15 protein-coding genes are annotated in these 15,515 nt (G+C 40.4%); 7 read left to right on the forward strand and 8 right to left on the reverse strand.

Features of this window, described 5'->3' with window-relative positions:
* Positions 1-280 precede the first annotated feature (280 nt).
* From EGN73_RS22070 to EGN73_RS22080, 3 genes are all read right to left on the reverse strand, one after another.
* Positions 281-922 carry a DUF5041 domain-containing protein gene (locus EGN73_RS22070; RefSeq protein ID WP_219294296.1) on the reverse strand — a complete coding sequence of 214 codons (642 nt, stop codon included), beginning with the start codon at positions 920-922 and terminating at the stop codon, positions 281-283.
* A gap of 221 nt (positions 923-1,143) precedes the next feature.
* On the reverse strand, positions 1,144-2,136 hold the full coding sequence (locus EGN73_RS22075) for a helix-turn-helix domain-containing protein (RefSeq protein WP_219294297.1): 993 nt from the start codon (positions 2,134-2,136) through the stop codon (positions 1,144-1,146).
* Entirely contained in the window at positions 2,129-3,106 is a 978-nt protein-coding gene (locus tag EGN73_RS22080; protein WP_219294299.1) for a hypothetical protein, read from the reverse strand. Before EGN73_RS22080 ends, EGN73_RS22075 begins: the two co-directional genes overlap by 8 nt.
* A 262-nt stretch (positions 3,107-3,368) precedes the next feature.
* On the opposite strand from EGN73_RS22080, the gene EGN73_RS22085 reads away from it, so the two are divergent.
* On the forward strand, positions 3,369-3,809 hold the full coding sequence (locus EGN73_RS22085) for a nuclear transport factor 2 family protein (RefSeq protein ID WP_219294301.1): 441 nt from the start codon (positions 3,369-3,371) through the stop codon (positions 3,807-3,809).
* 23 nt (positions 3,810-3,832) lie between these two features.
* Positions 3,833-5,650, forward strand: a complete 1,818-nt coding sequence (locus EGN73_RS22090; RefSeq protein ID WP_219294303.1) for a glycoside hydrolase family 2 protein — start codon at positions 3,833-3,835, stop codon at positions 5,648-5,650.
* A gap of 146 nt (positions 5,651-5,796) precedes the next feature.
* Here EGN73_RS22090 and EGN73_RS22095 read toward each other — a convergent pair whose 3' ends face one another.
* Positions 5,797-6,000, reverse strand: coding sequence for a helix-turn-helix domain-containing protein (locus tag EGN73_RS22095; protein ID WP_246611704.1), 204 nt, complete (start codon positions 5,998-6,000; stop codon positions 5,797-5,799).
* 32 nt (positions 6,001-6,032) lie between these two features.
* On the opposite strand from EGN73_RS22095, the gene EGN73_RS22100 reads away from it, so the two are divergent.
* The 4 genes from EGN73_RS22100 to EGN73_RS22115 all read left to right on the forward strand — a co-directional run bounded on the left by EGN73_RS22100 (position 6,033) and on the right by EGN73_RS22115 (position 8,012).
* The gene (locus EGN73_RS22100) at positions 6,033-6,278 is read left to right on the forward strand and encodes a hypothetical protein (protein WP_219294307.1); all 246 of its coding nucleotides are present in this window, start codon (positions 6,033-6,035) and stop codon (positions 6,276-6,278) included.
* Positions 6,279-6,875: 597 nt separating this feature from the next.
* Positions 6,876-7,184 (forward strand): hypothetical protein, encoded by a 309-nt coding sequence (locus EGN73_RS22105; RefSeq protein ID WP_219294309.1) that lies wholly within the window; start codon positions 6,876-6,878, stop codon positions 7,182-7,184.
* Complete coding sequence (locus EGN73_RS22110; protein WP_219294311.1) at positions 7,157-7,567, forward strand: DUF4386 domain-containing protein; 411 nt, start codon at positions 7,157-7,159, stop codon at positions 7,565-7,567. The genes EGN73_RS22105 and EGN73_RS22110 overlap by 28 nt, the downstream gene beginning before the upstream one ends.
* A 58-nt stretch (positions 7,568-7,625) precedes the next feature.
* Positions 7,626-8,012 (forward strand): ABC transporter permease, encoded by a 387-nt coding sequence (locus EGN73_RS22115; RefSeq protein ID WP_219294313.1) that lies wholly within the window; start codon positions 7,626-7,628, stop codon positions 8,010-8,012.
* A 52-nt stretch (positions 8,013-8,064) separates the two neighbouring features.
* Here the strand turns inward: EGN73_RS22115 and EGN73_RS22120 are convergent, their stop codons facing one another.
* Positions 8,065-8,217: a hypothetical protein gene (locus tag EGN73_RS22120; RefSeq protein ID WP_219294315.1), complete on the reverse strand. Its 153-nt coding sequence runs from the start codon at positions 8,215-8,217 to the stop codon at positions 8,065-8,067.
* 539 nt (positions 8,218-8,756) lie between these two features.
* On the opposite strand from EGN73_RS22120, the gene EGN73_RS22125 reads away from it, so the two are divergent.
* Entirely contained in the window at positions 8,757-9,251 is a 495-nt protein-coding gene (locus EGN73_RS22125; protein ID WP_219294317.1) for a hypothetical protein, read from the forward strand.
* A gap of 123 nt (positions 9,252-9,374) precedes the next feature.
* Here the strand turns inward: EGN73_RS22125 and EGN73_RS22130 are convergent, their stop codons facing one another.
* The 3 genes from EGN73_RS22130 to EGN73_RS22140 all read right to left on the reverse strand — a co-directional run.
* Positions 9,375-11,228 (reverse strand): OmpA family protein, encoded by a 1,854-nt coding sequence (locus EGN73_RS22130; RefSeq protein ID WP_219294319.1) that lies wholly within the window; start codon positions 11,226-11,228, stop codon positions 9,375-9,377.
* 115 nt (positions 11,229-11,343) lie between these two features.
* On the reverse strand, positions 11,344-12,312 hold the full coding sequence (locus EGN73_RS22135; protein ID WP_219294321.1) for a PorP/SprF family type IX secretion system membrane protein: 969 nt from the start codon (positions 12,310-12,312) through the stop codon (positions 11,344-11,346).
* A gap of 5 nt (positions 12,313-12,317) precedes the next feature.
* Positions 12,318-15,515 (reverse strand): DUF7507 domain-containing protein (locus EGN73_RS22140; protein ID WP_219294323.1); only part of this gene is annotated, 3,198 nt, incomplete at its 5' end.

Raw genomic sequence — 15,515 nt, forward strand, 5'->3', positions numbered from 1 at the left:
ATCTCCAATCCCCTTAAAGAAGACGAAATAGCTTTGTCGGAAAATCAACTGGCAGAATTGTCAAAAATGGGGACGATGGGAACACCATCCGGTTCACAGAAGATGACTTTTGGATGTTTACCGGGAAAAAACGGGAGTGACAGACAACTCTCATTGATCTGGAAAAGGTCCTAGAGGATCGGAAATGCAAATTGCATGTTTGTTGAAAAATTCACTCTTCCATGAATTGAAGGTTATTTTACACAGGTACTTTCTGTACTTTCCCCTCCTACTTATTCGATTATGAGGTCAGTCTAAAGCTAAATTTGTAATAAAATGGACTTTTCCCATTGATTTGATCATCAGACCTTGATTTTAACTTTTCATTCGTAGAGCAAAATCTCATGGCTGTTATCCCATTAAAATCAAACTCCCAAAAAGCACCATAGAGAGCAAAAGGAATAGACTTATTCAATTCAAGATAATTAGAAATTTCAAATTCTTTCAAGCCAAATGACCTTATATAATCTTGATGAATCGTGACTTGATTTTGTACCTTGTTGATATCACTTCCAAAAACAAAGCTAAATTCACTTGAGTTGGGTTTTTCCCTCTTTATTGCCAAGACAAGATTATTGATAAACTTCCTCTTCAAACTATCAAGTTGATGATAAGTTCGTCCAGAAAAAATTGTTTTCTCCTCAATAAGAATGTCATTTTCATAAATTTCAACGATATAATCAATGTTAAACTCCTCATCGTCAAAACTTAAACTTTGTTGTATTACTCCTATACCATTTAAAGCGTTGCTAACATTAATTAGTTCTTCTAAATGATCTACTTTGGTGGCTTGGCTTTTTACAGCTTGATTTGTTTGACAAAACCCATTATTTAGGCTAGTCAGAAATAAACTGACTAGGATTAAATTATTGAAATGTTTCACTTTGATTATTTTTAAATACTTGCCTAATTAGGTTGATAGCTTATCAACTTTAATTCATTTGATACTCATTGGTTTTCAGGGATCTGATCCAATATTCTATTTAGCGTTGTGATATTTTTTTTGATTTGAAATTAATGAAGGGGTAATCTCCTGAAAATCAGTTGTATTTTTCAATCTCCTTCTTCATTGGCTTTAGTATGGTTTCAAAAATTCATACAATCTTATTTGATTTTGATGTCCAAAGCTTGCTTTCTGGATTTGATTTTTAACTTGGAATAGATACTCCCGACATGGGACTTTGTGGTACTTAGTTCAATATTGCAAGCATCAGAAATTTCCTGATTGCTCATACCTTGCTGAAGCAAGTCCAAAATCCTTCTTTCCTGAACACTCAGCTTTCCTAGTTTTGGTTTTCTTTTATGAGATATGTAAAGTCCAACCAAAAATAGAGTCCCTACTAGTGTAATTGTCAAGACTAGAATCCATGGGAAAGAATTGGAAATAGGGAATTGTCTTCTGAATGGATCAAAATATGAATCGCTTTCATTTTTCATTTTGGCAAGATATGCCTTATAAAAATCTGGATCCTTTTGGTAATCAGAAAGGAAATCAGTTTTGTAGAGTGCATAAAGAGAAACCAATGGATTGCTGCTTGTATCTGCTACTGCCTTCAGTTTTTCTGCTACTACATCTTCTATAAACTCCTTTTCGACTAGAGAGCTTTCATAGTCAATCGCATTGGGATATTCTGCTAATCTTGATATGTAATCAAAGGTTTCCATATAAGGAGCACCTTCAATGACCTTGTTTTCAAAGACTGGCATGCCTTCTGTATTGAAAAGCCTGATTTCAGAATCTCTTTTGGCTATGATCAAAACATAATTTTCCTCATTACTTCCAATCACCAGATACTTTGGAGCAAAACCTTTCTTGACCACATGCAATCGAAGCATGGACCAATCAGTAGATACGTTCTCTAATGGTATTTCAAAATTCCCCAAACTATCCAATTCAGTTGTTGCTAAGATAAAGCTGTTGCTGAAAGTGAATTCCTTTTCGAAGGACTCCACTAGAGATAGAAATACTTTTCTTTCCCAGGTATCATCAAGCAATAAGGTCCCCGAAATTTTTCCAGGATCCTTAGGGAATGCATCATGCTGCCAGCTCCAAAGAAGGATGACTAAAACAAATCTTATCCTTAACACCTTACTCATCTGTGGCAGGTTTAATGTATCTGCCAACAGAAATGTTGACATTTCCCTCTGATTGTTTTGGTGTGATTCTGATTTGCCAATCGCCAGCATCTGCATCAGCTATGGTTTTGTTAATCGATCCGTTAGTGTATTTTGAAAAATCATCAGCTATAATAAAGCCTGACTTTTGCTTGTGTTCCAGTGAAAGCTCAGCTTCTTTCCCACCTTTAGGATTGAAGATCTCAATCAAGATATTGCCTGAATTCAATCTGCTATGGACGCTGAAGTATATTGTTGTTTTTTTCTCAATGTTGATCGTGATTGGATCGATCTTAGTTGAGGATTTAGAAATTTCAAGATTTTTTGACAAAATATTTTCAAAGCTGTTTCGAATCTCCTCGGCCTTTTTCCTTTGAATTTCAGCCAGCTTTCTCATTTCTTCAGCTTTTTCCCTTTGCTCAGCCGCCACCTCTCTTTGCTTTTCTGCGATTTCTCTTTGTGCCATTGCCTGTTTTCTTTGTTCCTCGGCTTTTACCCTTTCTAGGGCACTTTCATTTCTTGCTTGTTCGGCTTGCTTTCTCATTACTTCAGCTTGTTGCCTTTGGATTTCCGCATGCTTTCGAGCTTCTTCTGCTTGCTTTCTGAGGATGTCAGCTTGCTTTCTCTGTTCTTCGGCTTGTTTGCGGAGGATTTCCGCTTCTTTTCTTTGAAGAGCCGCTTCTTCACTTTGCTTTTTTACTTTTTCGATGAACAACTTCTTTTCATTTTCATAGTCAATCAGTTTTTTCTGTATTTCTGATTCACTTAAGCCAGCTGCTTTCAATTGCTTTTGGTAAGCTTGTTTATGGATTTCCCAACTTTCTTCTGCTGAGAAATTTTCATGAAATTGTGGATAAATGAAATTGCCTCCAGAGGAATTCTTGTTCTCTTGTGCATTTAATAATCCACAACTTGTCAATAAGACAATCAAAATGATTAAGCTAGATTTCATAACGATAAATTTAACTGTTAATAATTATTTTCAGCAAAACTAGGCTCTGGATTCTGCCAAACGGGTATTGCTAAGGGTGGAAAAAAGTAGGAATTAGGTAGGACTGCCAGTCTTTTTCAGGATGGAGTGCATGCTTTGGCAGTTTGGCAGAAAGATTATGATATGAAAGCATAGCTTACCGATAGGTATTTAAAAAGCAAAAAACATAATCAATTTCAATTAACTTTAATGTCATTCTTCAATAAACCTAACATACAAACTTATGAAAACACATTGTTTCTTGCTGATTACTTTCTTGTTCATTAGCTCAGTGTCATTTGGACAGTCTGAAGAGGAGGAAGAAATCAGGAGATTGGAAAAACATTGGACTGAACTGCTTGATCAGGGGGATACCACAGCGCTGTTACAGATATGGTCTGAAAATTATGTGGTAAACAATCCCAATGGGAAAATTGTGACTCCAAAAGACATTATCGGATTGATGAAAAGTGGTCACATATTCCCAGCCGTTGAAAGAATCGTTGAGGAAATTACTTTCAATGACAACATTGCCATAGTAATGGGCAAGGAATTGCAGCAACCAGCCAGTATGGTCACCAATAAAGAAGAGTGGATACCAAGGAGATTTACCAATGTATGGATAAAAACCGATAAAGAATGGCAGCTGGCAGCAAGGCAGTCCTCAAGACAAATCATGGATTAATTGTCGGTATTGAAACAAAAACAATGAATAAATTCGAAAATACCTTCTTGAAGAATTTGATCCTGATAATTCTATGCATATTAGGAAGTATTAACATCTCCCCTGGCCAAACCGCAATGGTCAATGTCGAGGCCAGGGAAACGATAAGCTTAAACGGTGAATGGAATGCAATCATTGATCCCTCAGGCAGCGGTGATTACCGTCAGGTTTGGTTGGATAAAAAGCCCCAACTTAAGACTGACTTTTTCGAATATTCCTTCGAAGGCGGTCCGGTATTGAATGTCCCGGGAGACTTCAACACCCAGATGAAAGAACTCAACTATTATGAGGGAATCGTCTGGTATAAAAAGCCATTCAATTATTCTGTTAAATCAGGGAAGCGGGTTTTTCTCCACTTTGGGGCAGTCAATTACCTGGCCGATGTGTACCTGAACGGAGTGAAAATCGGAAGCCATGAAGGTGGATTCACTCCATTCCAATTTGAAATCACCGAAAAAATCAAGGAGGGGGAAAACTCTTTGATAGTAAGAGTTGATAACCGCCGCTTGCCTAAGGGATTGCCTGGAGTGGGATTTGATTGGCTCAACTATGGGGGAATCACCAGGGATGTGGACCTGGTTGAAACTGACGTATCATTTATCGAAGATTATTTCATCCAGCTGGAAAAAGGCAGTTTGAATACTGTTTTGGGATGGGTCAGGTTAAACGGAAATCAGGCCAAGCAGGAAGTAACAGTAGAAATCCCGGAACTCGATCTGCGCCACGTCGCCAATACTGATGCGGAGGGTTTTGCAGGTATTGAGTTTAATATGAAACCTGAACTCTGGTCTCCTTCAGAGCCAAAGCTTTATCAGGTAATCATTAAAAGCAAAACTGATGTGGTAATAGACTCCATCGGGTTTAGGAGTATAGAAGTACAGGGAAATAAAGTACTGTTAAACCAGCAACCCATTTTTCTCAAAGCAGTGAATATCCACGAGGAGAATCCTTATAAGAGGGCAAGGGCCTTTTCAAGGGATGATGCAAGAATTTTACTTGAATCGGCCAAAGAGTTGGGATGTAACATGGTCCGGCTGGTACATTATCCGCACAACGAATACATGGTAAAAGAAGCAGAGAAGATGGGCCTGATGGTTTGGAATGAGCTTCCTGTTTACCAACATATCCAGTTTTCGGACAGCTTGGTACCCAACAAAATGGAAAACATGCTCAATGAAATGATCAGCCGGGATAAAAACCGGGGAGGGGTTGTTGTTTGGGCTTTATCCAATGAAACCTATCCCGGCACTGCAAATAGGGATAAGGAATTAATAGAACTTTCAGAAAAATGTAGGGCTAATGATTCTACCAGATTGGTGGTTCATGTAACGAATTCCCAAACCTACAGAGACCATACCTTTGATATTCAGGACACCTTGTTTCTTCATTCTGATCTTATTTCGATCAATGAATATATAGGCTGGTACATACCATGGCAGGGCAAGCCTTCAGAAACCAAATGGAAAGTAGCCTTCCCTGACAAGCCCATATTCATCTCTGAATTTGGGGGTGAGGCAAAGTTTGGAAACAATGATACTCCCCAGGATGAAGCGGCAAATTGGACCGAAGGCTATCAGGAGCAAATTTACCTTGACCAGATAGAAATGTTCAAAACCACTCCAAACCTTGTTGGTGTTTCTCCCTGGTTGTTGTATGACTACAAGTCTCTGGGAAGAATGCATCCTGTCCATCAACAGGGTTTCAACAGGAAAGGGCTGATATCTGAGGATGGAGAAAAAAAGAAGGCCTGGTATGTCATCAAGGATTATTATTCAGCTGAAAAGGATCAAATACCCAAGTAATTTTGGTTAAGAGCCGAGCATTTGGCTTTCATTCTAAAATTAAAAAAACAAATGATTTCATATAGATCTTAGGTGAGCTGACAAAATAGAAGGTTATGGCATAAGACTTACAAGATCTTCTACATCAGAGTCATGCAGAATAAAATCTAATTAATTAAACCTACCTTGGATCTCCATGAGGCAGGAGGTTCTCCTGTATAGCGCTTAAATGCCCGGCTAAATGCCTCATCCGATTCGTAACCGACTTGTAAAGAAACCTGTTGGATTTCCTGTCCGGGCTGAAGTAAGAGATGCTTGGCCAGTTGGATGCGCCATGCCGTCAGGTATTTTATCGGGGGCTCTCCCACCATTTCGGTAAACCGTTTGGTCAATCCTGAACGGGATGCTCCCACTTCCTTTGCTAATTCTGAAATACTCCATTTGCATGGGTGAGGTTTCCCAATATATTTATGAAAAGTACGGCAAATTTCCGGGGATCAGGAGTACGGTAATGATGCCTGGGTTTGTTCAGGCCCATCATATTGACACTGACTTTTACGACAGATATTACAAAGAAGGGGCATATCTTTCCACACATGCCGTTCATATGGAAAACTGGCATGCAGACTTTTCCAAGATCCAACAATAACATCCTGGTTAAGTACGGACTTAAAGACATTTTCAGTGGATAACCAATTATAAAAACCCTTTAGCCCCGTTGAAAATCAAAGGTTCACTTATCAGTCAACCGAAGATTCTTATAAATTTAAAGACTGAAACTCATTTTTATAAAATTCTAACAAAAGCATTTTGATTTTCAAGCTGATACACCTTTCATTCCCTCCCCTTCTCCCCTACTTCAAAGCCACACCTAAACTACATCAAAGCCGGGGATACTGGGACTTTGGGTTGGGGAATTAACATTGATAATGAATTATGTCAGAACTGTAGTGCCTAATCGTGAATGTATTCCGGTTTCAATCGCAACCAGTGTTTAGCTATTATTTTTTAGTTTTGAAGATATTAGTAGGTTTGGCAAGTAAAATATAGGGCTTAACCCCCTTAAAGAATTACATATGACAGCAAATCGAATTCCCTGCGATTCCTCAAGCCCAACAAACAAGATATGATAACTAAGAAATATATTCTCAGATTTTTTGTATTAGTACCAATCTTCATCTTTTCTATCCTTGTACTTCTTTTATCAATCAAATATTCCCCTACCTATGTTTACCGCTTGATCACAATGAATGTAGCGGATGTTTATGATTACAGGAATTTTGACAATCACAGAATTCAGGGAGCCAAAAGAACCAATCAATTCATTTCTCTTCCTGAAGAAGTATATGTAGAGTCAAAGTTTGATCAACTGATCACCAATACTGGATTTGACAGCTTTGAGGAATGGGCCATAGCCTCCCAAACCACTGCACTTATTGTGATCCAAAGGGATACTTTGATTTATGAAAAGTACTTTAATGGCTTTGACAGGGATGTTTACTTTCATTCCCAATCCATGGCAAATTCATGCATACGATCCCTCAAAACCTGGTAAAAACAGTTCGGATAACCGGCATCTGGTATTTGACTTTAGCAATATCAGGAGTAATAGGCTTTTTGCTCATTCATCCTCAAGTATTCATAGCCGATGACCCTACAAAAACCCTGGAGAATATTACGCAAAACACTCAGCTTGCCAGGGTCAGGCTTCTGCTCGAATTTGCCATCATCATTTCACAAGCTCTGACAGCCTTTTGTGCTGAGTGTGATGAAAACTCCCAAAGAAGTCCATCTCCCAGCATCACAGCAAATATATACATCAATGACAAACTGGTATGGACCGAAACAGATAATTGCAGGGAATGTACCGCTGAGAACCTAAAAGGATTGGCAACGTCTTGGTACAAGTTTCCTGAAGAGTGGGAAACAGATGATTAGCCAATAGATTAATCATTTTTTAGATCAAGAGTATGAAAGTCTTTATCATTCTGAACAGATGACAGGTAGGTGTATTCTGATTTTTGGGATTGTAGCCATATTTATTTCTTGCCTGGGCTTATTAGGCATGACAGCATTTACGGTATCGAGGAAGGTTAAGGAAATTGGTATACGAAAGGTTTTAGGTGCATCGATTATAGATGTATCCGCTTTGATTTCTAAAAGCTTTCTGGGTTTAACCCTTATTGGTTGGATCATAGCATTGCCTGTTGCTTGGTTGTTAATGAATAGTTGGCTGGACAACTTTGCCTATAAGATTGATCTTGAATGGTGGTATTTTGCTGGAGCGGGTATCCTGACTATGGTCATTGCTCTGATGACAGTAAGTTTCCAATCTATAAAGGCGGCGTTAGCGAATCCTGTGGATAGCTTGAGGAGTGAGTAATATTCAAATTAGTCATGTAAAATGTTAAAGAGGTTAAAGAAACGCGTCAAGCTTATTCATTTCCTAAGTTTTTGATTTCAATCAATTGCCGCATATGCCGCAATGGAAATTCAAGGACATCCTCAGATTTGTCCAAAAAGACATCGGGAGCAATACCATATGGGTCTATAGGATTGGTTTCTACATCCCGCGCTCTTACGCTCAAAGGATATCTCAAAGTTACGCAACCCAACACATTGCCGGAATGTGTAAATTTTTAGATGGACAAGTCAAACCAAAAAAGCAAGTTACTCGCCAAACTTGACATCGGAAATTTTCAGGCCAACAACCTTGAAGGCCTCCGTATTTTAGAACACAGTATTGAAGGAAAAATAATTTGGTATATGAACATGACTTATTGACTTAAATCAAATCATAAAGCTTTTGCTTTCGGGACTTTTGGGAAGATTTCATATTTTAGATGATAATTTGTTAAATCCAGCTTTGTCATAAAAGTGACAGTTAGATCTTAATGAAATTGATTGCTATTGTTCGATAAAAATTTTATGAAAATAACTGGGGAATAAAAGCGCTAAACTCCAATTTTGAAAGAATAACATATTCTAGCTACCACATTGTTCAAGATTTAAGTTCTGTAATAATTTACATTTTTTTTCATCTACATGTAGCACATACCCATGATCACCCGTTTGGTAATCAAGAGCGCTCTTAAATCATTTCAATGTTTAACAAAATAATTTCAAAATGAATTTAAGAAAACTAGTACCAATTCTGATTGCAGTCCTATCCATGAGCTATCTTACTTCTTGTAGCGATGATGATCCTGATCCTTGTACAGATCAGACTTTAAGGTCTTTTGCTATGGTGCTGACTGATGAAGATGACAATCTAATAATGGATGAGGAGGGCTTTGATACTGAAAAGGTCAGGCTGTTTGCATTAGATGGCGAAGAAGAGTCAGAAGTCGATTTCGAAGTACAGAAATCAAGTGAAGATGAGCATTACATATATTCTTCAGAATTATCTGAACTTAGTCTTGAGGAAGGTAACAACAACTTTAGGGTATATTGGTCTGAGGAGGATTTCATCGATTTCAACTATGAGGTAACATCTTCTGATGCAAGCGGATGTATAGTTTACGCCTACACAGCTAATCATGGAGATGACCAACTGGAAACGATGACCGTAGGAACTGTTACAGCCTTTGTTTTGGAAACTTCGGAGGCAAGCGAAGAATAAATAAATTAGGTCCATCAGTTCTCTTTTTCAAGGCTGATGGACCTTTAATTTCCATATTTAATATTCAGAAAATATAAGTAAACTGATTCAAGAAAGAACAAGTTGGTTTTGAATTGAATTTCCTTAATAATCCAAAATTTTAAACTCAGTTCTTCTGTTTTCCTGATGCTCATCATCAGAGCAATCTACACCATCTTTACAATGGTTTTTCAATTGAGACTCTCCAAAACCTTTTGCAGAAATACGGCTTTTACTCACACCTAAAGACACTATAAAGTCGACAGCTGACTGGGCCCTTCTATCAGATAACCTCTGATTGTATTTTTCTGTCCCCCTCGAATCAGTATGGGAATGAAGTTCAATTTTCAAAGTCGGATTTTCCAGCAAAATATAAGCTAGCTTAACCAATTCAGGTTTAGCATCTTCCCTAATATCCCATTTATCAAAATCATAGAAAATATTCTCAACCGTATATATTTTTTCTCTTTCCATTTTATCAAGATACAACTGAACAAATTTCTGTCCGGCATCCTGTTCACTCTTATCTCCTTTAAGGGCTTCGTCTATTTGAGCACGCATGTAATCAGTGGCTGTAGCAGAAATCCCAAAAGGTGTTCTAACAGGCACTTGAAATTCAAATTTCCCCTCTTCGTTGGTAACATATCTAAAGTTTACACCTGTATCTTTATTAACTGCAGTAACCACAGCATTGGATATGGGGTTTCCTGTATCTTTAGCCAACACCTCCCCCATTAATAATACAAACTCCTGAATATTGTATTGTATTCTGTAGATATCATCACTACCCTTTCCGCCTTCACGGTCAGATGAAAGAAAGGCATAATCCGTATCAGTTCTGGTAAAAAAGAAGTCATCTCTATTGGAATTAATTGGGGCTTTTAGGTTTTCAATTGTTCCCCTATTGTTTTTATACTCCCTTATCAAAAAAACATCAAGTCCACCCAAACCTGGATGTCCGTCTGAAGAAAAATAGAAGTCTTCGTCATAAATAAACGGAGAGCGCTCATTTCCGATAGTATTGTATTTAGAGCCTAAATTTTCAGGCTCACCCCAAGTGGAATCTGTCAACAATGTTACTTTATATAAATCCAAACCTCCATAACCTCCCGGCATGTCAGAAGCAAAGAAAAGGGTTTTTCCATCTTTATCCCAAAAAGGATCTATTACCATATATTCCAAAGGGGAATTAAATCCAAACCCTTTTTCTTCTGACCACTCTCCATCTTCCTGAAGGTGGGCATGATACATTCCTGGAAATACGGTTATATCATTTCTTTTGAAAGAAAATGGACTACCCCCACTTACAGGCTCTGTTTTTATGTGAAATTTGTGCACCTCACTTTCATAAACCGGTCCAATATGATAGGGATGTTGGTAATCTTCAACCTTTTGAACAGTACTTCCTGAGTTTGTTTCAAGGTCATAAGACAAAGTAAAGACTGAAAGAAAACCATTACCGGTCCAACCGTATCTTTCGCTTTTGAATGCATTTCTGGTATTAATTCTGCCATCCTTGTTATCCAGTCTGTCTGAAACAAAAAGTGGTCTATTTTCATCATAAATAAACCCGAACTCCGAATATTCTGTGTTTACCCCAGCTACTGGTTCCAAGGCAATATTGGATTCAGAATTCAATATTGCCTTCCCCATTTTCAGGGATTCCTCCAATACAGTAAGTTTTTCCGTTCCAATTTCTCCATCTCCGGAGCTTTTATATTTTTCCAAAAAATGCAGCGCTTCATCAAATTTAGCATTGGCCTGAAGAACTGTGGCATATTGGTAATAATCAATAGCCTCCATTAAACCGGATCGTTCAAGTCTTGAAAACCAAGACTCTGCCTGTTCAAACTCTCTCAGCTTTAAGCTCGTATTTGCCAGCCCTCTAAGGGCTGTTTCACTTTCCTTTTTTTCATAGGCAGCCATATATGATTCTTTGGCTATTGAATAATTGAACATCCGTTCATTCTCTTTTGCGGTTTTAAGGTTCCCTCCCTTAAAAAGAGTACAACCATTCAATAAAATTAAAGAGAAAACAATAATTACATTTCTATAATTGTTCATCATGAATTCATTAGAAGTTTCGTGGAGAAAGTGACCTTACCCTTCGTGCCGGTAACAAATAACCTATGGAAATATCATGGGTTGTAAAAGACCTCACATTAAACCCTGTAATGTTATGATCATAGGCATACCCCACCCTTAAACCGTCTGTCACAAAAATTTCTATAAGCCCTACTATCCCTGTACTGTTTCTCAGATTTTCAGACAAAGATCTTCCTGCATAATCCAAAGCTGTCCTATAAGAAGCGCCAACCCAAAATTTATCAACAAACACAAAAGATGCATTAAGGTCCAGTCTAGAGGGCGTCCGAAAATCATCCATGAACATAAATGAAGGTCGGAAGGCAATATCACTGTTGACATCGATCCACATTCCAGCAGATAAATTCATGTGGTTTCTGGGTTCAGCCATTACCTCTCCATTATCAAAGTCCAGGATTGGAGTCAACAAATTGTCAAAGGCTATACCGGCAAAATATTTGTCATCATAATAAAATACACCTGCTTTTAAATCCGGGTAAGCAATCTGGTTTCTTGCACCCGGTACCGTGGGGTCATTTACATCACCAGGCGTGAGAAGGTTACCATCTATCAATGAGCTCACATATCCTACCCCAAGGCCAAAACTCAGAAACCCCGTTTCTGTCAGTCTCAAATGGTACGACAATTTTGCATAAATAGAATTATTCCTCATCGCTCCCAACCTATCTGTCATACCTACAATCCCAACACCTAAATTTTGGTCAGGCAAAAAGCCATCAGCAGCCACTGCTATTGTTTCCGGACTTCCAGTCACCCCTGCCCATTGTTTCCTATAGTATGTCTGTACATAAAGCTGTTCTTTGTAACCTGCATAAGCAGGATTGATGAATATAGGATTGAACATGTACTGACTAAACTGTGGAACCTGTTGTCCATATGCATCGGGCAAGAAGATAACGGATACTAATAATATATAAACTAAACCAATCTTTTTCATAATGCTTATCTTAAAATTGTCACATAACCTTTGAATACTTCTTGAGTGCCATCAAGCCTTATTACTGTCAATTGATAGTAGTAAGTACCTTCCAAAAGGTTGCCTCCATCCCATTGATTTGCATAGTTTTCAGAACGGTAAACCTCAACACCCCATCTGTTCACCACCAATAAGCTGTTTGAACTGAAAAACTCCTGAATACCTTTGATCACCCAGGTATCATTAATTCCATCACCATTTGGTGTGAACACATTTGGAATCTCAAATTCAATTTGAGTATGACTGACAGTTGACGTATTGTCTGTCTCATTGAGATCCAACTCTCTAGAATTCACCCTTGCAGTGTTTGACTTCTCTCCAGGTGTTTCAGCCAAGACATCCATTTCCATTGTCAAGGTAGTCCCAGGTTCAAGAGAGGCTACTTCCCAAGTTAAAACTCTCAAGGTTGCATCGTAACTTACAGAACCTCTTTCAACTCTGGAGTCAAGGTATCTTACTCCTATAGGTAAAAAGTCACTGACTTCGACTTCTGTGGCCTCAGTATCAGAGTTGTTGGAGATCGTAATCCTGTATTGGAATTGGGTTCCGACCCCTACTATGTTTGAAGAGACTTCCTTGATCACTGCCAAGTCAACTTTATTAAGGCTAATAGGGTCTGAATCATCATCTTCATCCTCAAAATTATCACCACTAACCCTGACATTATTTACAATGGAGCCCTCTTCAGCTGTTACCATTGCAGTGAGAATCACTGTTTCTGTTTCACCCGGCATAATCGAATCAAATCTCCAGATAGCCGTCTGACCCTCGATTTCACCACCTCTATTTGCATTTATCGGCATTAACCCAGCTGGAACCTGATCTAATATTTCCACATTAATTGCCGGATGATTGCCTGTATTGGTAACCCTGATAGTAAATTCCACCATGTCTCCAGGTGAAGCAAATTCTACATCCGCTGATTTCTCGACTTGAACTGAAGTAAGCTCCTGATCACCCTCTTCCACTTCTACTATTGTTGGATCATTTTCTTTAGGACCTTCAGGATCATCTGGGCTTTCCACTGTCGCGATATTGCTTATGACTGTTCCAGCAGCCAGCGTTTCATCAACCATCACGGTCAATTCAAGCAATACAGATGCACCTGGTTCAATAGTCCCAAGGTTCCAGATCACTATTCCATTGGAAAGGCTGCCTTCAAGATTTGCTGAAACAAATGAAGTCCCCTCCGGAATAGGATCAGTCACGGTAACATCCGTCGCTGATGCAGTACCTCTATTACTTATAGTGATTTGATAGGATAATTCTGCTCCAGCGGCTATAGAAGAAGATCCTGCAATTTTTTCAATAGTCAATAACGCTCTAAGATCATTATCTACCATTACATCCTCAGGATCGGACTCTTTAGGCCCGTCAGGATCCGTTGGACTATCGACCACGGCAATGTTCCTGATCACCGTGCCGTCCTCAAGGTCTTCACCAACTGCCACGATCAGCTCCAGTTCAATGCTCTGACCAGGGGTCACCGTGCCAAGGCTCCAGCTTACGGTGCCGCCGTCCTCTGTACCGCCGTTGTCGGCAGACACAAAGGTGGTTCCTGCCGGCAGCACATCGCTCACACTTACATCCTGCGCATCACTCGGACCGTTGTTGGTCACAGAGATCACATAGCGCAGGTTGCTTCCTGCCTGGACAAGGGATACATCAGCGGATTTCATAACAGATAGATCTGCCTCGGTCACCACCTCTACATCATCCTCCGGATCCGGATCATTGTCCACAGGTCCGTCAGGATCGTCAGGGCTGTCAGCTACCGCTACGTTCCTGATCATCGTGCCCGCTTCAACATCTGCAGGAACAAACAGTACCAGATTGATCGTCACCGATTCACCTGCTCCAAGATCTCCAAGATCCCAGTTGACCGTATTGCCCGTAAGCTCTCCGCCGTTGTCCGTGGACACAAACTCCGTGAACTCAGGAAGTTCGTCACTCACACTCACCGACCCAGCTGTGGCCGTACCCGTGTTGCTTACAGTTATTGTATAATTCAGCTCCGTGCCCGCTACTACTGTAGCAGATCCGGCTGTCTTTTCTATTTCAAGTTTGGCCCTCGCATCATTCTCCACTGTCACATCCTCAGGATCGGATTCCTTAGGCCCGTCAGGATCCGTTGGACTATCGACCACAGCGGTGTTCCTGATCACCGTGCCGTCCTCAAGGTCTTCACCAACTGACACGATCAGCTCCAGTTCAATGCTCTGACCAGGGGTCATCGTGCCAAGGCTCCAGCTTACGGTGCCCCCGTCCTCTGTACCGCCGTTGTCGGCAGAGACAAAGGTGGTTCCTGCCGGAAGCACATCGCTCACGATTACCTCCTGCGCATCACTCGGACCGTTGTTGGTCACAGAGATCACATAGCGCAGGTTGCTTCCTGCCTGGACAAGGGATACATCAGCAGATTTCATAACAGATAGATCTGCCTCGGTCACCACCTCTACATCATCCTCAGGATCAGGATCATTGTCCACAGGCCCGTCAGGATCGTCAGGGCTGTCAGCCACAGCAACGTTTCTGATCATCGTGCCCGCTTCAACATCAGCAGGAACAAACAGTACCAGATTGATCGTCACCGATTCACCTGCTCCCAGATCTCCAAGATCCCAGTTGACCGTATTGCCCGTAAGCTCTCCGCCGTTGTCAGTGGACACAAACTCCGTGAACTCAGGAAGTTCGTCGGATACCGTCACACCGGTAGCTATTGCTGTACCCGTGTTGCTTACAGTTATTGTATAATTCAGCTCCGTGCCCGCTACTACTGTAGCAGATCCGGCTGTCTTTTCTATTTCAAGTTTGGCCCTCGCATCATTCTCCACTGTCACATCCTCAGGATCGGATTCCTTAGGCCCGTCAGGATCCGTTGGACTATCGACCACAGCGGTGTTCCTGATCACCGTGCCGTCCTCAAGGTCTTCACCAACTGACACGATCAGCTCCAGTTCAATGCTCTGACCAGGGGTCATCGTGCCAAGGCTCCAGCTTACGGTGCCCCCGTCCTCTGTACCGCCGTTGTCGGCAGAGACAAAGGTGGTTCCTGCCGGAAGCACATCGCTCACGATTACCTCCTGCGCATCACTCGGACCGTTGTTGGTCACAGAGATCACATAGCGCAGGTTGCTTCCTGCCTGGACAAGGGATACATCAGC

Source organism: Arthrospiribacter ruber, from assembly GCF_019343195.1.
Taxonomy (GTDB): domain Bacteria; phylum Bacteroidota; class Bacteroidia; order Cytophagales; family Cyclobacteriaceae; genus Arthrospiribacter; species Arthrospiribacter ruber.